The 19,227-nt window shown below is 59.6% G+C and carries 21 protein-coding genes; 3 read left to right on the top strand and 18 right to left on the bottom strand.

Going from position 1 to position 19,227, the window contains the following annotated elements; genetic code table 11:
- Nucleotides 1-115: 115 nt before the first annotated feature.
- Genes ntrC through dusB form a run of 3 tightly spaced genes read right to left on the bottom strand, consistent with a single transcriptional unit; the run spans nucleotide 116 to nucleotide 3,731 of the window.
- Nucleotides 116-1,567: a nitrogen regulation protein NR(I) gene (gene ntrC / locus FHX15_RS18930; protein ID WP_132651426.1), complete on the bottom strand. Its 1,452-nt coding sequence runs from the start codon at nucleotides 1,565-1,567 to the stop codon at nucleotides 116-118.
- The gene (locus FHX15_RS18925; RefSeq protein ID WP_184399797.1) at nucleotides 1,564-2,718 is read right to left on the bottom strand and encodes a nitrogen regulation protein NR(II); all 1,155 of its coding nucleotides are present in this window, start codon (nucleotides 2,716-2,718) and stop codon (nucleotides 1,564-1,566) included. The genes ntrC and FHX15_RS18925 overlap by 4 nt, the downstream gene beginning before the upstream one ends.
- Nucleotides 2,715-3,731 carry a tRNA dihydrouridine synthase DusB gene (gene dusB, locus FHX15_RS18920; RefSeq protein WP_184399795.1) on the bottom strand — a complete coding sequence of 339 codons (1,017 nt, stop codon included), beginning with the start codon at nucleotides 3,729-3,731 and terminating at the stop codon, nucleotides 2,715-2,717. The genes FHX15_RS18925 and dusB overlap by 4 nt, the downstream gene beginning before the upstream one ends.
- Nucleotides 3,732-3,875: 144 nt before the next feature.
- On the opposite strand from dusB, the gene FHX15_RS18915 reads away from it, so the two are divergent.
- The 3 genes from FHX15_RS18915 to FHX15_RS18905 all read left to right on the top strand — a co-directional run bounded on the left by FHX15_RS18915 (nucleotide 3,876) and on the right by FHX15_RS18905 (nucleotide 5,967).
- Nucleotides 3,876-5,096 (top strand): bifunctional 2-C-methyl-D-erythritol 4-phosphate cytidylyltransferase/2-C-methyl-D-erythritol 2,4-cyclodiphosphate synthase, encoded by a 1,221-nt coding sequence (locus FHX15_RS18915; protein ID WP_184399793.1) that lies wholly within the window; start codon nucleotides 3,876-3,878, stop codon nucleotides 5,094-5,096.
- Entirely contained in the window at nucleotides 5,093-5,587 is a 495-nt protein-coding gene (locus FHX15_RS18910) for a CinA family protein (RefSeq protein WP_184399791.1), read from the top strand. The genes FHX15_RS18915 and FHX15_RS18910 overlap by 4 nt, the downstream gene beginning before the upstream one ends.
- Before the next feature lie 74 nt (nucleotides 5,588-5,661).
- Nucleotides 5,662-5,967: a hypothetical protein gene (locus tag FHX15_RS18905; protein ID WP_184399789.1), complete on the top strand. Its 306-nt coding sequence runs from the start codon at nucleotides 5,662-5,664 to the stop codon at nucleotides 5,965-5,967.
- Between the two features lie 3 nt (nucleotides 5,968-5,970).
- On the opposite strand, the gene FHX15_RS18900 is transcribed toward FHX15_RS18905, so the two are convergent.
- The 15 genes from FHX15_RS18900 to FHX15_RS18830 form a co-directional block, all read right to left on the bottom strand.
- On the bottom strand, nucleotides 5,971-6,417 hold the full coding sequence (locus FHX15_RS18900) for a type II toxin-antitoxin system RatA family toxin (RefSeq protein ID WP_184399787.1): 447 nt from the start codon (nucleotides 6,415-6,417) through the stop codon (nucleotides 5,971-5,973).
- Between the two features lie 9 nt (nucleotides 6,418-6,426).
- Nucleotides 6,427-7,020 (bottom strand): AAA family ATPase, encoded by a 594-nt coding sequence (locus FHX15_RS18895; protein WP_184399784.1) that lies wholly within the window; start codon nucleotides 7,018-7,020, stop codon nucleotides 6,427-6,429.
- Between the two features lie 157 nt (nucleotides 7,021-7,177).
- Nucleotides 7,178-8,149, bottom strand: a complete 972-nt coding sequence (lipA, locus tag FHX15_RS18890; protein ID WP_184399782.1) for a lipoyl synthase — start codon at nucleotides 8,147-8,149, stop codon at nucleotides 7,178-7,180.
- A 104-nt stretch (nucleotides 8,150-8,253) separates the two neighbouring features.
- Nucleotides 8,254-8,502, bottom strand: coding sequence for a GlsB/YeaQ/YmgE family stress response membrane protein (locus tag FHX15_RS18885; RefSeq protein ID WP_184399780.1), 249 nt, complete (start codon nucleotides 8,500-8,502; stop codon nucleotides 8,254-8,256).
- Nucleotides 8,503-8,515: 13 nt separating this feature from the next.
- Nucleotides 8,516-8,770 carry a GlsB/YeaQ/YmgE family stress response membrane protein gene (locus FHX15_RS18880; RefSeq protein WP_007822459.1) on the bottom strand — a complete coding sequence of 85 codons (255 nt, stop codon included), beginning with the start codon at nucleotides 8,768-8,770 and terminating at the stop codon, nucleotides 8,516-8,518.
- A 79-nt stretch (nucleotides 8,771-8,849) separates the two neighbouring features.
- Entirely contained in the window at nucleotides 8,850-10,313 is a 1,464-nt protein-coding gene (gene lpdA / locus FHX15_RS18875; protein ID WP_184399778.1) for a dihydrolipoyl dehydrogenase, read from the bottom strand.
- A gap of 16 nt (nucleotides 10,314-10,329) precedes the next feature.
- Entirely contained in the window at nucleotides 10,330-10,908 is a 579-nt protein-coding gene (locus FHX15_RS18870) for a GNAT family N-acetyltransferase (protein ID WP_184399926.1), read from the bottom strand.
- A 2-nt stretch (nucleotides 10,909-10,910) separates the two neighbouring features.
- On the bottom strand, nucleotides 10,911-11,552 hold the full coding sequence (locus FHX15_RS18865; RefSeq protein ID WP_184399776.1) for an SGNH/GDSL hydrolase family protein: 642 nt from the start codon (nucleotides 11,550-11,552) through the stop codon (nucleotides 10,911-10,913).
- A gap of 21 nt (nucleotides 11,553-11,573) precedes the next feature.
- Nucleotides 11,574-12,923 carry a pyruvate dehydrogenase complex dihydrolipoamide acetyltransferase gene (locus FHX15_RS18860; RefSeq protein ID WP_184399774.1) on the bottom strand — a complete coding sequence of 450 codons (1,350 nt, stop codon included), beginning with the start codon at nucleotides 12,921-12,923 and terminating at the stop codon, nucleotides 11,574-11,576.
- A gap of 15 nt (nucleotides 12,924-12,938) precedes the next feature.
- Nucleotides 12,939-14,336, bottom strand: coding sequence for a pyruvate dehydrogenase complex E1 component subunit beta (locus tag FHX15_RS18855; protein ID WP_184399771.1), 1,398 nt, complete (start codon nucleotides 14,334-14,336; stop codon nucleotides 12,939-12,941).
- 15 nt (nucleotides 14,337-14,351) lie between these two features.
- A complete protein-coding gene (gene pdhA, locus FHX15_RS18850) occupies nucleotides 14,352-15,398 on the bottom strand; it encodes a pyruvate dehydrogenase (acetyl-transferring) E1 component subunit alpha (RefSeq protein WP_184399769.1) in 1,047 nt (348 codons plus the stop codon).
- A 146-nt stretch (nucleotides 15,399-15,544) separates the two neighbouring features.
- The gene (locus tag FHX15_RS18845; protein ID WP_184399767.1) at nucleotides 15,545-15,865 is read right to left on the bottom strand and encodes a septum formation initiator family protein; all 321 of its coding nucleotides are present in this window, start codon (nucleotides 15,863-15,865) and stop codon (nucleotides 15,545-15,547) included.
- A 145-nt stretch (nucleotides 15,866-16,010) separates the two neighbouring features.
- Complete coding sequence (gene eno, locus FHX15_RS18840; protein ID WP_184399765.1) at nucleotides 16,011-17,285, bottom strand: phosphopyruvate hydratase; 1,275 nt, start codon at nucleotides 17,283-17,285, stop codon at nucleotides 16,011-16,013.
- A gap of 131 nt (nucleotides 17,286-17,416) precedes the next feature.
- Nucleotides 17,417-18,262 (bottom strand): 3-deoxy-8-phosphooctulonate synthase, encoded by an 846-nt coding sequence (gene kdsA / locus FHX15_RS18835; RefSeq protein WP_184399762.1) that lies wholly within the window; start codon nucleotides 18,260-18,262, stop codon nucleotides 17,417-17,419.
- Nucleotides 18,259-19,146 (bottom strand): VOC family protein, encoded by an 888-nt coding sequence (locus FHX15_RS18830; RefSeq protein WP_184399759.1) that lies wholly within the window; start codon nucleotides 19,144-19,146, stop codon nucleotides 18,259-18,261. The genes kdsA and FHX15_RS18830 overlap by 4 nt, the downstream gene beginning before the upstream one ends.
- Between the last annotated feature and the right edge of the window lie 81 nt (nucleotides 19,147-19,227).

Below are 19,227 nucleotides of genomic sequence, written 5' to 3'. Positions count from 1 at the left end.
AACCGGCGTCCAAACGACTTAATCGTGGGGCGAATATCCAACCCTATGCGTGACCTTTAAGCAACGCATTGTGGCGAAAATGCAACGCCGTCTGCCACAATGTCAAGGTCGACGATCAGGCAGTGCGCGAGCTTCTGTAGACGGAAACGCCGAGTTCGCGGATCTTTTTGCGCAACGTATTGCGGTTCAGGCCCAGCAAATCGGCAGCCTTGATCTGGTTGCCGCGGGTCGCCGTCAATGCCGCAAGTATTAACGGATATTCCATTTCCGTCAGTACACGGTCATAAAGGCCGGGCGGCGGCAGATTTTCGCCGAAACTTGCAAAATAGGTGCGCATATTCTCTTCGACCGCCTGGGCAATTGTCATCGTCCCACTGCGGATCGGACCCTTGTCGATCGGGCTGTCGGGAACATCGGAGCGTAGCTCGGCATCAATGATCTCGCGGGTGATGACATCCTGTGGATAAAGCGCCATCAGGCGGCGAATGAGGTTTTCGAGCTCACGCACGTTGCCCGGCCAGGCATAGGCCTTCATCAGTTCCAGCGCCTCCTGATCGAAGCGTTTGGAACCGAGGCCTTCCTTTTCGGCCTGCTGGACGAAATGGCGAACGAGATCCGGGATGTCCTCGGCGCGGTCTCGCAACGGTGGCAGACGCAACGGCACGACGTTGAGGCGATAATAGAGATCTTCGCGGAAGAGGCCCTGATTAATGGCCTGCTTCAAATCCTTATTAGTCGCAGCGACGATGCGCACATCGGTGCGGATCGGTGTACGTCCGCCAACGGTGGTGTATTCGCCCTGCTGCAGCACGCGCAGAAGACGCGTCTGGGCATCCATCGGCATGTCGCCGATTTCATCGAGGAAAAGCGTGCCACCTTCGGCCTGTTCAAAACGGCCGGTGGAGCGCGTCTGCGCACCGGTAAAGGCGCCCTTTTCGTGGCCGAAGAGTTCGGATTCGATAAGGTCACGCGGGATGGCGGCCATATTGATGGCGACGAAGGGTCCGTTGCGGCGTTTGCCGTAGTCGTGCAGCGCGCGGGCGACGAGCTCTTTGCCGGTACCGGATTCGCCGGTGATCATCAGCGTCAGATCGGTCTGCATGAGGCGGGCGAGAACGCGGTAGATTTCCTGCATGGCGGCGGAGCGACCGACAAGCGGCATACCGTCCTGCATATCCTCGTCGAGTTTGGCAGGCTTCTTCTTCGGCTCGGCGAGCGCGCGGCCGATGATCCCGATCAGCTCGGTCAAGTCGAAGGGTTTCGGCAAGTAGTCATAAGCGCCCTTTTCGGAGGCCTTGATCGCCGTCATGAAGGTATTCTGCGCGCTCATTACGAGGACCGGCAGTTCCGGCCGCGCCTTCTTAATGCGAGGCAGAAGATCGAAAGCATTTTCATCGGGCATGACAACGTCGGTTACGACGAGATCGCCCTCGCCGGCCGAAACCCAACGCCACAGCGTCGCGGCATTGGAGGTAATGCGCACATCATAACCGGCGCGGCTCAAGGCCTGATTGAGCACCGTGCGGATGGCCGCATCGTCATCTGCAACGAGGATCGTGGCTGTCATCTATTGGGTCCTGTCGAGCTTGCAATACCGGCATCATCAAGCGAGGCATCCTTGGATGCCGGCATGAGGACGCGAAAAATCGTGCGGTTGTTCAGGCTGTCGCATTCGATGATGCCGCCGTGATCGCCGATGATCTTGGCAACGAGGGCAAGGCCGAGACCACTGCCATTCGTCTTGGTGGTGATGAACGGGTCGAAAAGATGCGGCAGCAGGTCCGTCGGCACGCCGGGACCGTTATCGATGACGCAGAATTCCAGCGGCAGCGAGATTTTCTCACGCGTGCCAGCGACCGAAAGACGGATGCCGGGGCGGTAAGCCGTCGTCAGGATGATTTCACCATCGGGACGATCACCGACCGCTTCGGCTGCATTCTTCACCAGATTGAGGAAAACCTGCACGAGCTGATCGCGATTGGCGTAGACGGCGGGCAGCGACGGATCGTAATTCTCCGTCATGCGGATATTGCGGGCAAAGCCTGCCTTGGCGACGGCCTTTACATGATCGAGCACGGAATGAATGTTGACGGGCACGCGGTCAACCGGGCGCTCATCGGAAAAGACTTCCATGCGATCGACCAGCGAGACGATGCGGTCTGTCTCGTCGCAGATCAGCCGGGTCAAGGCACGGTCGTCGTCGACCACGGACTGTTCGAGAAGCTGGGCAGCGCCGCGGATACCGGAAAGCGGGTTCTTGATCTCATGCGCCAGCATGGAAGCCAAGCCAGTCACTGAACGAGCTGCTGCGCGGTGCGTCAGCTGCCGGTCGATCTTGTCTGCCATCGACCGTTCCTGGAAGACGACAACAACGGAACCCGGTTCAGTAACGACGGGAGCGACGTAGATATCGACGAGCTTGTCCTGGCCGAGACGTGGGGAGCTCAGGTCCACCCGGTATTCATTGACCGGGCCCTTACGTTCGCGCACCTGGTCGATCAATGCCAGAAGCGGACTACCGAAGGGAATGAAGGTCGAGATGCGATAGCGGGAAAGATGCGCGGCGCTGGCACCGAAGAAGGCTTCGGCTTCCCAATTCGCAAAGGCGATGAAACCACCCTCATCCACCATGACAACCGGGTTCTGGATGGCGTTCAGCACCGACATCGCGACGGCATTGACTGCATTCTCGGGAGAAGGTGTGCCATCCGTGCTCATGCCGCCTCCCGCTGTTCCCCTTCACCTGCCGCCATTGCATCGCCGAAGCGGGCAATGACATCGTCAGGATCGCGCGATGTCATGATCGCAGCCTTATGTTCACCCGGCAGGTCCGGCGCGAATCGCTCCAGATACCAGCCGAGATGTTTGCGAGCGTGCCTGATGGCAACGTCCTCGCCATAGAATTCCAGCATCATCCGGTAGTGCTCGACGGCGATCGCCGCGATCTCCACGCGCAATGGTTCGCGAGCGCCCGAGAGAACGCCGGCATGCCAGGGCCTGCCCTGACAACTACGGCCGATCATGACGGCATCGGCGCCCGAGCGGCGCAGGATCTCCTGCGCATCTTCAGCCGTTTCCACATCTCCATTGGCAATCAGCGGCACAGAAATGACATCGCGCACGGGACGGATCGCATCCCAGTCGGCCCTGCCCGTATAGAACTGCATGCGGGTGCGGCCATGGATGGTGATGAGCTGAACGCCCGCCTGTTCGGCACGCTTGGCAATATGTGGAGCGTTAACGGAATTCTCATCCCAGCCGAGCCGCATCTTCAGGGTCACCGGGATATCAACCGCCTTGACCGTCGCCTCGATGAGTTCGAGCGCATGATCGGGATCGCGCATCAGCGCCGAACCGGAATAGCCACCAATAACCTTCTTGGCCGGGCAGCCCATATTGATATCGATAATGTCGGCGCCATGACCAGCCGCGATTTTCGCAGCTTCGGCCATCCAGTACGCCTCACGGCCGGCGAGCTGCACCATATGCGGGCGGAAACCGGCATCGCGCAGGCGCGCCCAAGATTCGGCAGTATCGTTTACCAGCTCCCGGCTTGCCACCATCTCCGTGACGACCAGGCCTGCGCCGTAGCGCCATGCGAGTTCGCGGAATGGCATATCCGTGACGCCGGACATCGGTGCAAGCACAACGCGGTTCCGCACGGATACAGAGCCGACTCGAAAAGGCGTTGCGAGGTCCTTGGAAATCAAATGATTATCTTTCAGGCACACTGGGTAACTGCATTATTTTTAGCCATAGATCTGTGACTTGCCAAGAGGGTCGAGCCCGAATTGATATTTTTTGGGCAGATGCTGGAAAAGGGCCGAGCAAGACGATAGAGCAACTGACATCCATTCCGCATATTTCAGGGATTTATGCTGCAAATGCATAGTAAGCAACCGATATCGGCTGGAATTGTCGTCGTTGCGGCAGGCCGCGGCGAACGTGCCGGATCGCACGAGGAAGGCCCCAAGCAATACCGGATGGTCGGCGGCAAGCCGGTTATCGTCCATACGCTTGAAAACTTCATGACATGGGAGCCGGCGAAACACATCGTCGTCGTCATCCACCCGGATGATGCGGTGCTTTTTGACAGAGCATCCCGGCACATTATCTCCGCAACGCCGATCGAGACGGTCCACGGTGGCGCGACCCGACAGCAGTCGGTGCTGGCCGGTCTTCGGCACCTTCGGGATAAGGGCGTCAGCCATGTGCTGATCCATGACGCCGTGCGCCCCTTCTTCGATCATCAGCTTCTCGACCGGATCGCCGACATGCTTTCGGCCGGCGCACCCGCGGTCCTGCCTGCAATCCCGGTTGCCGATACGCTGAAGCAGGCAGGCAGCGACGGAACCGTGGTCAAGACCATTCCACGCAACCAGCTCTATGCAGCCCAGACGCCGCAATCTTTCGATTTTGCCACGATCCTCCAAGCGCATGAGAAAGCAGCGGCAAGCGGCCGGACGGATTTCACCGATGATGCCTCCATTGCCGAATGGCTCGGCATTCCAGTGACCATCATCGAGGGCGCGGCGACAAATGTGAAGCTGACGGTCAGGAGCGATATTGCCATGGCGGACGACAAGCTCTCGGGCGCCCGTATTCCCGATGTGCGCACCGGCAACGGCTATGACGTGCATCAACTCGAGCCCGGTGACGGCGTAACGCTCTGCGGTGTCTTTATTCCGCACGACCAGAAGCTCAAGGGCCATTCGGATGCCGACGTCGCGCTGCATGCGCTGACGGATGCGCTGCTGGCTACCTGCGGCGCCGGCGATATCGGCGACCATTTCCCGCCGTCCGATCCGCAATGGAAGGGGGCGGCTTCCCGCATCTTCATCGAACATGCGGCAAAGATCGTACGCGACCACGGCGGCACGATCACCAATGCAGATGTCTCGCTGATTGCAGAAGCGCCGAAGGTCGGCCCTCACCGCAACGCCATGCGCGCCAATCTCTCCGAATTCCTCGGCATCGACATCGAGCGCTGCTCGGTGAAGGCGACCACCAACGAGAAGATCGGTTTCGTCGGTCGTCGCGAAGGCATCGCAGCGATTGCGACCGCTACCGTCGTCTATAGAGGTACCAAGCGGTGAGCCTGTTTCCCGCAGATATCACCGCGATGGCGGAAGGCATCATCCGCGATTTCACGGTTGCGGGTCTGATGGTCTCGACGGCGGAATCCTGCACCGGCGGGCTGATTGCCGGCGCATTGACGGAAATATCGGGATCGTCCGCCGTGGTCGACCGCGGTTTCGTCACCTATACGAACGTGGCTAAGATCCAGATGCTCGGCGTGCAGGAGGAAACGCTTGCCCGGTTCGGAGCAGTCTCGGAGGAAACGGCGCGGCAGATGGTTCATGGCGCCCTCTTCCGCTCACGAGCAGACCTTGCGGTTGCCGTCACGGGGGTCGCCGGCCCCACTGGCGGATCGCCGGAAAAGCCTGTCGGCCTGGTGCATCTTGCAGCAAAGTCACGCTCAGGTAAGCTTGTCCACAGCAGGATGTTTTACGGAGATGTCGGCCGCACAGAAGTTCGGTTAGCAACGATCCGAACAGCGCTTGAAATGCTTGTTGAAATCGCGTGACTTTGAGTGAGGGAACCAAAGGCAGAAATCTCAGTTTCTGCCGCGTCTACAGCCGGTTTTGAGGGACCAGTCAAATGAGATATTTCGCTTGCATCGGAGTCGTATTGAGCCTCGGTTGCGTTTCGGCGGCTGAGGCACCATCCAACTATCAGGTCTATGGCGGCGTGCGGGTGGATTCCGATCCCGTTCTGCTGCGCAAGTACGACCATGCGCTCGGCCGCTGCGAGCCGGAAGCCATGGGCAAGCGCGGCTCGCCTGACATTTACGGCCTGATCTACAACGCGGCGCTTAGGGGCTGCCTCTATCGCTACGGATTCACCGATCGTGGCGCATACGCCTATCCTGCGAATCGCCCCTTCGATCATTTCATCGATCGCTGACTGTCAGCCGTAGATCGCTGCTGCCCGTTTTTCGAAGGCTTCCGTGAACATGCGGAAAGCCCTGTCGAACATCGACCCCATAAGGGCGCCGAGAATGCGGCTCTTGAACTCATAGTCGATGAAGAAATCGACCGTGCAGCCGCCGCCTTCCTCCTCGACGAACCGCCAGCGGTTGTCGAGGTAGCGGAATGGACCGTCGATATATTTGACGTCGATGATGCGCTCGGCCCTGTTTAACAAGACCTGGGTCGTGAAGGTTTCGCGGATCGCCTTGTAACCGACCGTCATGTCGGCGATCAGCAGTTCTTTACCGGCACGCTCCTTGCGGTTCTTCACAACGAGGGCTTCGCAGAGCGGCAGAAACTGCGGATAACGTTCGACATCAGACACCAGGTCGAACATCTGATCGGGCGTGTGCGGGACAGAGCGGTGCGTTTCGAATTGCGGCATGAAGCGCAGTTAAGCCGGCACACCGAGAAGATCAAGAAGCGCGCGCATCTGGCGGCGGGATTTCACCTGCAAAACCGGCACGTGCGGCCCATGGGCAGCGATCGCTGCGGTCACGCGCGGCGAGAACTTTCTCTCGAAGGTCCAGATGAATTTCAGAAACTGCCAGTCGACCTTCTCGATACATCCCGGCGCCATTTCAGGACGCGTGCGGCCGATATGCTTCAGCCAGCGGGTCATGACGCCCCAGACGCAAAGCAGGCGCGACATCCGTACCCAGATGACGATCTCGGTACGAGGCAGGCGGATGTCGAAAGTGGAGGGATTGGTACCATCCATGATCCAGCGTTCGCCAGCAATCCTTTCGACAATCCGCTGGCGCTGTTCCTCCTTGCTGCGCTCCACCCAGCCCGGCAGCCAGAGAATATCGCGGTCGATGGAGAGGTAGGTCAGGCTGAAATGGCTCGCCAGCTTCTGCGCAAGCGTCGACTTGCCGCCGCCCGAGCAGCCGATGACCATTATGCGCTCGACACGTGGGATGATATCGGCTGCGTCGGCAACAGAGACCGCACGAATGGGTTCAGGCGACGTCGTCACTTGATGCATGGCAGGCTCGCTTTCAACAGGATCGCCTTCGCGACAGACTTAACGGCGAAGAGCGGCGTGCTGGCTAACTGCTTCGTATGACCTGATGATGACAGTGAAACGCACAAAGAAAAACCGCGGCGAAATCGCCGCGGTCCCATCAAAAAAAGGGAAGCTCTTACTCTGCAGCCATCAGCAGCTTCTTCTCGCGCGCAGCTTTCAGCCGGGCGAAGTCATCGCCGGCATGGTGCGAGGAGCGGGTCAGCGGGCTGGAAGCCACCATGAGGAAGCCTTTGGTGTAGGCGACCGTCTCGTAGGACTTGAACTCCTCGGGCGTGACGAAGCTTTCGACCTTGTGGTGCTTGCGGGTCGGCTGCAGATATTGACCGATTGTCAGGAAGTCGACATCGGCGGTGCGCAGATCGTCCATGAGCTGGAGAACCTCGTTTCGTTCCTCACCGAGGCCGACCATGATGCCGGACTTGGTGAACATGGTGGGGTCGAGTTCCTTGACGCGCTGCAGCAGGCGGATGGAATGGAAATAGCGCGCGCCAGGGCGAACCGTCAGGTAGTTGCCAGCAACGGTTTCCATATTGTGGTTGAAGACATCGGGCTTGGCGGCGACGACACGTTCCAGCGCACCGGGCTTCTTCAGGAAGTCTGGCGTCAGGATTTCGATCGTCGTTAGCGGCGATGCGGCACGGATTGCCCAGATCACTTTTTCGAAGTGCTCGGCGCCACCGTCTTCCAGATCGTCACGATCGACGGAGGTGATGACAACGTGGCTCAGACCCATCTGCTTGACGGCCTTGGCGACGTTTTCCGGCTCGGCCATGTCGAGCGCGTTCGGCTTGCCGGTCGCGACATTGCAGAAGGCACAGGCGCGCGTACAGATCTCGCCCATGATCATGAAAGTGGCGTGCTTTTTGTCCCAGCACTCGCCGATATTCGGGCAGCCTGCCTCTTCGCAGACGGTAACGAGCTTGTGCTCCTTCACGATCGAACGAGTCTCGGCATAGCCCTTCGAGGTCGGCGCCTTCACACGGATCCAGTCCGGCTTGCGCAGGACTTCCGTATCCGGGCGATGCGCCTTTTCCGGATGGCGCACGCGCTTAACGTCGGGATTGATCGTGTCGAGAATGGTGACCATGTCAGTTCAACTTTCCGCCGCCCCATGCGGCCCGGCTTCTCATATTGCGCATCGCTCCTTTATTCAAATCTTTCGATTTGAGAAGGTGCGCCCGATCTTCGCACTTATCTTCGAACCAGCCGCGCGAAGAATATCAGCAGACAGGCGCCGATGAAGCCGGTCACGAAATAGCCGAACCTCCCACCGGCGACCTCGATGTGGAACTGCGCCAGGATGGCGGTAGCGACCACCGAGCCGACAATGCCGAGCACAATGTTCAGCAAGACGCCGTAACGCGCTTCCATCAGCTTGCCCGCAAGCCAGCCTGCAAGTCCGCCGATGATGACTGCCGAAATCCAGCCGACGCCTTCCATCCTATCCCTTGCCCTACGCTATCGCCCTTGCGATCAGCACCACGACGATGGCGCCGACTGTGGCGTGGATGATCTGAACCACCAATGCATTTTCAATGCCCAACGAAATCCCCAGCGCATTGAACAGAAACCCGCCCACGAACGCGCCGATGATGCCGCTCAAGAGGCACCTTATCAGTCCGCCGCCGCCGACGACCAGGCTTGCGAGAAAGCCCGCCACCAAGCCGATCAGCAGAAAGATGAGAAGCGACTGCGTACCCATAGACATGATGATTTCCTTTTGCTTTTTCCACCCCAAGGACGGGATCGGTTTTCCATCCCGGGATAAAGAGCGGCCCTAGAAATTATCAAGCGTTCAACACGCGGCCGTAAGCATCCAGCACGCTTTCCTTCATCGTCTCCGAAATGGTCGGATGCGGGAAGATCGTGTGCATCAGTTCTTCTTCCGTCGTCTCCAGGTTCATGGCAACGACGAAGCCCTGGATGAGTTCGGTGACTTCAGCGCCGACCATGTGGGCGCCGAGCAGTTCGCCGGTCTTTTTGTCGAAGATCGTCTTGACCAGCCCCTGGTCTTCGCCGAGCGCCACAGCCTTGCCGTTGGCGCTGAAGGGAAAGCGGCCAACGCGGATATCGCGGCCCTGTTCTTTGGCCTTGGCTTCGGTCAGGCCGACGGAAGCGACCTGCGGGTTGCAATAGGTGCAGCCAGGGATCTTCAGCTTGTCCATCGGATGAACGTTCGGCAGGCCGGCAATTTTCTCGACGCAGACGACAGCCTCATGCTCGGCCTTGTGGGCCAGAAGCGGCGGGCCGGCAACGTCGCCGATCGCATAGATACCGGGCACGTTGGTCTTGCCGTAGCCGTCGATGGCGATGAAACCGCGGTCGGTCTTCACGCCGACAGCTTCAAGGCCGATGCCTTCTACATTAGCCTGCACTCCGACGGCCGAGATCATGCGGTCGGCTGTGATGGTCTCGGTCGTGCCATCCTTCTTCTCGATGGTAGCGGTGATCGAGTTTGCGCCCTTCTCCACCTTGGCGACCTTGGCCTCCAGGTGGATCTTCATGCCCTGGCGTTCGAACTGCTTCTTGGCGAGCGCGGAGATTTCCGCATCCTCGACCGGCATGACCTGGCTCATGATTTCGACGACGGTGACGTCGACGCCCATGGTGCGGTAGAAGCTTGCGAATTCGATGCCGATGGCGCCCGAGCCCATGACGAGCAGGGACTTCGGCAATTCGTCAGCCTTCATCGCTTCGAAATAGGTCCAGATCAGCTTGCCATCAGGTTCGATGCCCGGTAGCGCACGCGGACGGGCACCGGTCGCGACGATGATGTGCTTTGCAGTGTATGTGCCTTCGCCGAGTGCGTTCTTCGGCACGGGACCCATAGGCTCCATCGGCTTCTTCGTCGTCTTGGAAACGACGATCTCGGCCAGTTGTGAACCAGAAGAGGGCTTGGTGATCTTGGCCTCGCCCCAGATGACATCAACTTTGTTCTTCTTGAACAGGAAGCCGACGCCATTGTTCATACGATGTGCGATGCCGCGCGAACGGGCAACGATCGCCTTGATGTCAGGCTTGATCGTGCCTTCAAGCGTCAGACCGTAATCCTTGCCGTGCTGTGCGGTATGCAGGACGTCCGCGGAGCGCAGCAGCGCCTTGGTCGGAATGCAGCCCCAGTTGGAGCAGATGCCGGCCAAATGTTCGCGCTCGACGCAGGCGACCTTAAGGCCGAGCTGTGCTGCGCGGATGGCGGCGATATAGCCGCCAGGACCGGAACCGATAACGATGACGTCGTAGGATTGAGCCATTGCTTTCCTGCCTTTGTTACGCTCCCGCGCGGGTCATCAAAACCCATGCGTGCTTCTTGCTGTTGTCGAAGAGCGGCACGGCATCCATGCGCGCCGCTTCCGAAAATCCGTTTCTCCCGTAAAGCGACAGCGCCGCTTCGTTACTATCCGACGTGATCAGGCTAACCGACAGTCCATCTGCCTTTTCTATCTGGTCTTCGAGCAGCCTTCTGCCGATACCGATACCGCGCATATGGCGATAGACCGCGAGGCTGCCAATAAACCAGTTCCCGATCACCGATCTCTGCATCGCCAGCATCGGCTCTATGGCCGGATGCCGCGCTTCGAGATCGCGTATCCCTTCATCCACTTCATAGCCGACCGCCATTCCAGCGATCTCGTCGTAGGCCTCGCCGATGACGGCATTCTTCCAGCCGCCGAGCCCCTCGTCGCTCATCTTCAGCCGGCCCCGCTCCAGCGGCGTGTCGCTCATGCCGCTTGCGACATCGGCAAACCAGAGCCATGAAGCAAAGCCGTGTGACGCAATATCCGCCAGAATCGCCAGTTCCGAAGCATCCCTGCGGGAGGCTTGTCGGAGGGCAAGGAAAGCGGCCACCGTCAAAGGCCCAGCATCATCCGCACGATCGGCTCAAGACCACGCCCGAGCGCACGCGTATTCTCAGCATCGAGGTGAATGCCATCGAGCGGCGTGGTCCTGGCGACGGAATTGCCGTCGAAGAAGCCGCAGCCAAGTTCATCGGCAAGGTCACGGTAAAGCGTGGGAAGCTTTGCCGATTCCTCGATCCCGCCGGGGAAGGATGCTGCAAAGGGTACGTTGCCCGTCTCGCAGATCGCCGGCGGCGCCACGATCAGGATGTCCGGTCCATCGAATTCGAAGGGCCAGGCATGATTGCGGATCAGCCGCACCAGACGGCCGATACCCTGGCATGCAGCAAAAGCCGATCCTACGACAACCGGCTTCATATCATTGGTGCCAAGCAGCAGAATGACGAGATCGAGCGGCGCGTGCGTCTGCAGAATCGTCGGCAGAATGCGTGCACCGTTGCGATCGCAATCGGCAAGATGATCATCGAAGGCGGTGGTACGGCCGTTCAGGCCTTCCGCGATGACGCGAGCCGCGCTTCCGAGCGTTGCCTGAAGCACGCTCGGCCAACGGTTCTCGTAGGCATGACGGCCGATCGTCTCGGCGTCATAGCCCCAGGTCAGCGAGTCACCATAGCAAAGAACAGTCTTCGTCATGTCCGCCCTCCCGCGTCCTGCCTAGACCAGCATTCCCATCGGATTTTCGATGTAGCCCTTGAAAGCCTGCAGCAACTCCGCGCCGAGAGCGCCGTCGACGCAGCGATGGTCGGTCGAGAGCGTCACGGTCATTACTGTCGCAATCGCCATTTCGCCGTTCTTGACGATGACGCGCTGCTCGCCCGCGCCGACTGCGAGGATCGTCGCATGCGGCGGGTTGATGACGGCTGCGAAATTCTTCACGCCCATCATGCCCATATTGGAGACTGAAGCCGTGCCGCCCTGATACTCCTCGGGCTTCAGCTTGCGGTCCTTCGCCCGCTTACCGAGGTCGCGCATCTCGTTGGAGATGACGGAGAGCGTCTTCTCCTCGGCCTTGCGGACGATCGGAGTGATCAGGCCGCCAGGGATCGAGACAGCGACGCCGACATCGGCGTGCTTGTGCTTGACCATGGCACTTTCGGTCCAGGAGACGTTGGCATCAGGCACGTCGCGCAGCGCTAGAGCCATCGCCTTGATGACCATGTCATTGACGGAGAGCTTGTAGGCCGGAGCACCATCCTTGCGGGGGGCTGCGTCGTTGAGCTGGGCACGCAGCGCCATCAGCGCATCGAGTTCGCAATCGACCGAGACGTAGAAGTGCGGAACGGTCTGCTTGGATTCGACGAGGCGGCGGGCGATCGTCTTGCGCATGCCGTCATGCGGCACCAGCTCGTAGGAGCCCTGCTCGAAGAGCTTGAGGACAGCTTCGTCCGGGGCGCCTTTCGGAGCCGCTGCAGCCGGAGCCGGTGCAGCAGCCTGCGGGGCAGCCGCAACGGCCGGAGCCGCCTTGGCTCCGCCACCGGCAACGGCGGCTTCAATATCGCTCTTGACGACACGGCCACGTGGACCGGTGCCGGCAACAGCGGAAAGATCAATCCCGGCTTCTTTGGCGAGACGACGAGCAAGCGGCGAGGAGAAGGTGCGCGCACCGCTGGACGAAACGGCAGCCGGTGCCGGAGCAGCGGCCGGAGCCGACGGTACCGGAGCGGGTGCGGCCTCAGCCTTCGGCGCCTCAGCCGGAGCAGCGGCAGCCTTCGGGGCTGGAGCAGCAGATCCAGCGCCACTTGCAGCAGCGGCGACATCTTCGCCTTCGCCGGCCAGAACCGCGATCAGCGCATTGACTTTCACGCCTTCGCTACCGGCCGGAACGACGATCTTGGCAACTGTGCCTTCATCGACGGCTTCGACTTCCATCGTCGCCTTGTCGGTTTCGATCTCGGCAATCACATCGCCGGACTTGACCTTATCGCCTTCCTTAACCAGCCACTTGGCCAGATTGCCTTCTTCCATGGTCGGAGAGAGGGCAGGCATCGTGATATTGATCGGCATTGAAAGGCCCTCCCCTTATTTGTAGCAAACGGCTTTCACTGCATCGACCACTTCGCCGACATTCGGAAGCGCGAGCTTCTCGAGGTTAGCGGCGTAAGGCATCGGAACGTCCTTGCCGGCAATCGTCAGGATCGGCGCATCGAGATAGTCGAAGGCCTGCTGCATGACGCGCGTGGCGATTTCCGTGCCGACCGACGACTGCGGATAGCCTTCCTCGACAGTGACCAGACGGCCGGTCTTCTTGACGGATTCGATGACCGTCGGAAGATCCATCGGGCGGATGGTGCGAAGGTCGATCAGCTCGACGTCGATGCCGATCTTTTCGAGCTCGGCAACCGCCTTCGTCGCATAGGTCATGCCGATGCCGAAGGAGACGACCGTAGCGTCCTTGCCGGGACGGTGGATGCGAGCCTTACCGATCGGCAGGACGAAATTATCGAGCTTCGGCACATCGAAATGCTGGCCGTAGAGAATTTCGTTCTCAAGGAAGATGACTGGGTTCGGATCACGGATCGCGGCCTTGAGCAGGCCCTTCGCATCCGATGCCGTATATGGCATAACGACTTTGAGGCCGGGAACATGGCTGTACCAGGCTGCATAATCCTGGCTGTGCTGAGCCGCAACGCGGGCAGCAGCGCCGTTCGGGCCGCGGAAGACGATCGGAGCACCCATCTGGCCGCCGGACATATAGAGCGTCTTGGCAGCGGAGTTGATGATCTGGTCGATCGCCTGCATGGCGAAGTTGAAGGTCATAAACTCAACGATCGGCTTCAGACCGGCCATTGCCGCACCAACGCCGACGCCGGCAAAACCATGCTCGGTGATCGGCGTGTCGACGACGCGGCGCGCGCCGAATTCCTGCAGCAGGCCCTGGGTCACCTTATAAGCGCCCTGGTATTCGGCGACTTCTTCGCCCATGACGAAGACGCTGTCGTCAGCGCGCATTTCTTCAGCCATGGCATCGCGAAGAGCTTCGCGAACCGTGGTCGAGACCATTTCGGTACCAGCAGGAATTTCCGGATCGTTCGGCACGAATGCCTTAGGCTCGGCCGGAACCGGAGCGGCAGCCGAACCGGTGTTGGTCGGCTTCTCTTCCTGGGCAACCTGCGGGGCGGCAACTGGAGCCGGCTGAGCGGCAGCCGGAGTTGCGGAAATCGCGTCGGCGGATTCGCCGTCCTGCAGCAAGACAGCGATCTTGGCGTTCACCTTGACGTTTTCGGTACCGGCCGGGACCAGGAGCTTGCCGATGATGCCTTCGTCGACGGCCTCGACTTCCATCGTCGCCTTGTCGGTTTCGATTTCGGCAATCACATCACCTGATGTGACTTTGTCACCTTCCTTCTTGAGCCACTTGGACAGCGTGCCTTCTTCCATCGTCGGAGAAAGGGCGGGCATGAGGATATCGATAGGCATGGGTTCCCTCCCCGATTAGAGCAGAATGTCGGTGTAGAGCTCGGATACATCCGGCTCTGGATCGGCCTGGGCGAAATCGGCGCTGTCGGCGACGATATCGCGAACTTCCTTGTCGATCGCCTTCAGATCGTCTTCGGTCGCCCAGCCCTTTTCCATCACACGCAGACGCACCTGCTCGATCGGGTCCTGCTCGGAGCGCATCTTCTGCACTTCTTCCTTGGTGCGGTACTTCGCCGGGTCGGACATGGAGTGCCCGCGATAACGATAAGTCAGCATTTCAAGGATGATCGGGCCCTTACCGGAGCGGCAATGCTCAAGCGCTTCGTCGGCAGCCGCCTTGACGGCGCGAACGTCCATGCCGTCGACCTGAACGCCGGGAATGCCGAAGCCGGAACCGCGCAGCGAGTAGTTCGATTGCGCCGTTGCGCGGGCAGTCGAAGTACCCATGGCGTAACGGTTATTTTCGACGATGTAGACGATCGGCAGCTTCCACAGAGCAGCCATGTTGAAGCTCTCGTAGACCTGCCCCTGGTTGGCCGCGCCATCACCGAAATAGGCAACAGCGACGGAATTGTTGCCGCGATACTTGTTGGCGAAGGCGAGACCGGTGCCGAGCGACACCTGCGCACCAACGATGCCGTGACCGCCGTAGAAATGCTTCTCCTTGGAGAACATGTGCATGGAGCCGCCCTTGCCGCGCGAATAACCGCTGCGGCGGCCGGTCAGCTCAGCCATGACGCCGCGGGCTTCCATTCCGGTAGCCAGCATATGACCGTGGTCGCGATAGGCCGTGATGACCTGATCGCCTTCCTTCTGCGCCATCTGCATGCCGACGACGACTGCTTCCTGGCCGATATAAAGGTGACAGAAACCACCGATGAAACCCATGCCGTACAGCTGGCCCGCCTTTTCTTCGAAACGGCGGATGAGCAGCATCTCGCGATAGGCCTTCAGCTCCTCATCGCGATCGAAATCGGCGATCGGACCGCCATTCGATGCCTTGGCTACAGATTTCGCACTGGTTTTGCGGCTGGAAACGGTCGCGGTTTTGCGCAACGCCATTCAACCCTCCCTATGGATTTATCGGTTCTCAGGTGGCGCGTACCATAGGGAAGAAAAATGACCACAGCAATGCCATAATTGCATGGCTCATATTCGGCAGTAATTAATTGATAAAAAACAAAAAAATTCGATTAACCTAAATCCGGTTAATTGCGGTAATGATTGTAAATGACGATCTCGTCCGCGCGCGACATGTTGAGCTGATACCGCGCCTTTTCGTCAAGCATATCCTTATCCAGCGAGCCGTCACTGAGCAATGCCACCTGCGCCTCCAGGTGCTCGCGCTTGGCCTTCAGCACGGTTAATTCCTTCTCGCGCGCGATACGCTGGCGCTCGAACGCCTCCGTCGCACGCAGACCATAATCGCCATGAATGCAATGATAGCCGAAATAGGAGAGGAAGGCGACCGTCATGGCCGGAATGACGAAGCGACCGGTCTTTCTCTTCTTATGATGCTTTGTCCACATACACGCATGCTCTAACGCATTACCAATCATTTCAATTTAGCGCGCAGAGATTAACCGTTCGTTGACTCTGAGGCTTTCCGGCACGAACTCAACAAAAAACCCGCGCCAGAGCGCGGGTTCCAAATGCCTGATTTATCAGTCCGTATTAGCCGCGGATGATGGAACGGCCGGCATACTGAGCCTGGGGGCCAAGACCCTCCTCGATGCGGATGAGCTGGTTGTACTTGGCAAGGCGATCCGAGCGCGACAGAGAGCCGGTCTTGATCTGACCGCAGTTGGTGGCAACTGCAAGATCGGCGATCGTGGAGTCTTCGGTTTCGCCCGAGCGGTGCGACATGACCGCGGTGTAGGCTGCCTTATGTGCGGTGTTGACGGCATCGAGCGTTTCCGTCAGCGAGCCGATCTGGTTGACCTTGACGAGGATCGAGTTGGCGACACCCATGCGGATACCATCGCGCAGCCGAGCCGAATTGGTGACGAAGAGGTCGTCGCCGACGAGCTGGCAGTTCTTGCCAGCGAGGTCGGTGAGTGTCTTCCAGCCTTCCCAGTCGTCTTCAGCCATACCGTCTTCGATGGAGATGATCGGATATTTGACAACGAGTTCGGCCAGATACTCGGCCATCGCGCCGGATTCGAGTGTGCGGCCTTCGCCTTCCAGCACATACTTGCCGTCCTTGAAGAATTCCGTCGAGGCGCAATCGAGGCCGAGGCAGATATCATCACCCGGCTTGTAGCCGGCTTTCTCGACCGACTTCATGATGAAGTCGAGAGCCTCAGGAGCGCTCTTCAGGCCCGGTGCAAAACCACCTTCGTCGCCAACATTGGTGTTATGGCCTTGGGCAGCCAGTTCCTTCTTGAGCGTATGGAAGACTTCCGAGCCCATGCGGACGGCTTCGCGAATCGAATCTGCACCCACAGGCAGGATCATGAATTCCTGGAAGTCGATCGGGTTATCGGCATGTGCGCCGCCGTTGATGATGTTCATCATCGGAACCGGCAGGACGCTTGCGGAAGCGCCGCCAACGTAGCGGTAAAGCGGCAGGCCTGCAGCCTGCGCGGCAGCCTTGGCGACGGCGAGAGAAACGCCGAGGATCGCGTTAGCGCCGAGGCGCGACTTGTTCGGCGTGCCGTCGAGTTCGATCATGATCTTGTCGATCTGGATCTGGTTTTCAGCGTCGATCCCACCGATGGCATCGAAGATTTCGGTGTTGGCGGCTTCGACAGCCTTTTCTACACCCTTGCCGAGATAGCGCTTGCCGCCATCGCGCACTTCGACGGCTTCATGCGCGCCGGTCGAAGCACCCGAGGGAACAGCTGCACGGCCCATGCTGCCGTCTTCGAGATAGACATCGACTTCGACGGTGGGATTACCACGGCTATCGAGAATCTCGCGGGCGATGATATCGGTAATTGCAGTCATGGTTTCTTCCTGCTCGGTGGGTGGATAAATCGTTTGAAATCGTCTTAATCGAAGGTACGCAAATTACAATGGCACTTCGACCTGCACTGTTCAGTCGTCGCTATAGCACGATCATGTCAGGCTTTTGACTGTCAGCCCTTGGCGACCGCGTCAAAGGCCAGCAGCTTTTCCAGAAGCCGCGGCATATCCTTGAGATAGACCATGTTCGGGCCGTCGGAAGGGGCGTTGTCCGGATCCTCATGAGTTTCGATGAAGACACCCGCAACGCCGGCTGCAACGGCAGCACGCGCCAGCGTTTCAACGAATTCGCGCTGGCCGCCGGAGGAGTCGCCCTGCCCGCCCGGCTGGGCGACGGAATGCGTGGCATCGAAGATAACAGGAGCGCCCATCGCCGCCATTATCGGCAGGGAACGCATGTCGGAAACCAGAGTGTTGTAGCCGAAGGAAGCGCCGCGCTCGCAAAGCAGTACATTCGGATTGCCGCTGGCATTCAGCTTGCCGAGTACGTTCTTCATGTCCCAGGGAGCCAGGAACTGACCTTTCTTGACGTTGACGACGCGGCCGGTCTTGGCAGCGGCAACGAGAAGATCTGTCTGGCGGCAGAGGAAGGCCGGGATCTGCAGCACGTCGACGGTTTCGGCGACGATGGCGCATTGTTCTGCCGTATGAACGTCCGTTAGCACAGGAAAGCCGAATTCCTTCTTGAGGTCGTCGAAAACTTCCATCGCCTTTTCGAGGCCAATACCGCGCTTGGCGGAAATCGAAGTGCGGTTCGCCTTGTCATAGGAGGTCTTGTAGACGAGGCCGATACCGAGCTTATCGCAAAGCTCCTTCAGCGTGCCGCCGACCATGAAGGCATGCTCGCGGCTCTCCATCTGGCACGGACCTGCGATGAGCGAAAGCTTGGCAGAATTGGAAAACAGAACCTGGCCAGCGCCTTCGCCGATCCGGACCTCTGCATTGGTATTGGAACTCATGATGTTTCCTCGAAGGCGAAGAGCACGCCCTGTCCGGGCGCGGGCTTCACAAGAATACGATTGCCCTTGCGTGTATAGGTCACCCCGTTAGCAGCCAAATGCGCTTCTGTCACGGCCAGATCGCCAACCGCAAAGAGGATCGCCCGGCCGCGTAGGCCGCGATCGGTATCCGGCGTCGCCAGATCGAAATAGCCCTCCAGTCCCTCTGGGGTCATCAGGCTGATCTTTGCGTTTCCGGTGGGCAGCTCCAGCCCGAAACTCGTGACATCGGCAGAAGCGGCTTTTGCCGCCGAGCGAACGAACTCGCCGAAGGCTGTCGGCTCGGGTGTCGCGACCGCGATCTCGACAATGGCCGTCACGCCATTGGCATGGGTCTCCAGAGCGCTGCGGTCGGTCGGAAGCGGGTTGACGCGCTCCACAGCGAAGAGAAAGAAGTCCGGCGCCCGGAGGTCACCCGCGAAGGCGAGCCGGAAGCCGGCAACACTCTCTGCACCATCGGGCATTTTCACCGGACGTTCGAACTGCAACACAGAGCCAGCGCTGATGCCGCCCTTTACAAATCGAGCATGTTCGCGCTTTGCATCCGCTGTCGCAAAGGCGATGGCCGACAGTCCCTCGCTGCCGCAGCGGAAACGGAAAGCTTGATTGCGGGCGGTGAAGACATTGCCTTCGCGCGCCGTCTCCTCGCTCTCTTCGGCGCTCGCAACGCCCAATGGCTCGAGATAGGTTTTGTCCGCGAAGAAAACGCAGGCGTTCTCCGTGCCGAAGGGATGACGCGCATCCGGCGCGACGGTGAAGCCCAGTTTGCCCAGCCTTTCGCGTGCAAGGGCGATGTCGGTAACCGGCAAAACGAGATGATCGATCGGAAGCGTCTCTTGGGTCATCAGCTACTCTCCTGTCATCGTCCCGATGATGTGCTTCGACAGACGTTGCGAGGCAAGGCCCGGCGGCTTTCCCGGAAAAAA

The sequence above is a fragment of the Rhizobium sp. BK650 genome, from assembly GCF_014195325.1.
In the GTDB taxonomy this organism is placed as follows: Bacteria; Pseudomonadota; Alphaproteobacteria; order Rhizobiales; family Rhizobiaceae; genus Rhizobium.
The sequence above is the reverse complement of the archived record's forward strand: the minus strand, read 5'-3'. Positions and strand labels throughout refer to the sequence as shown.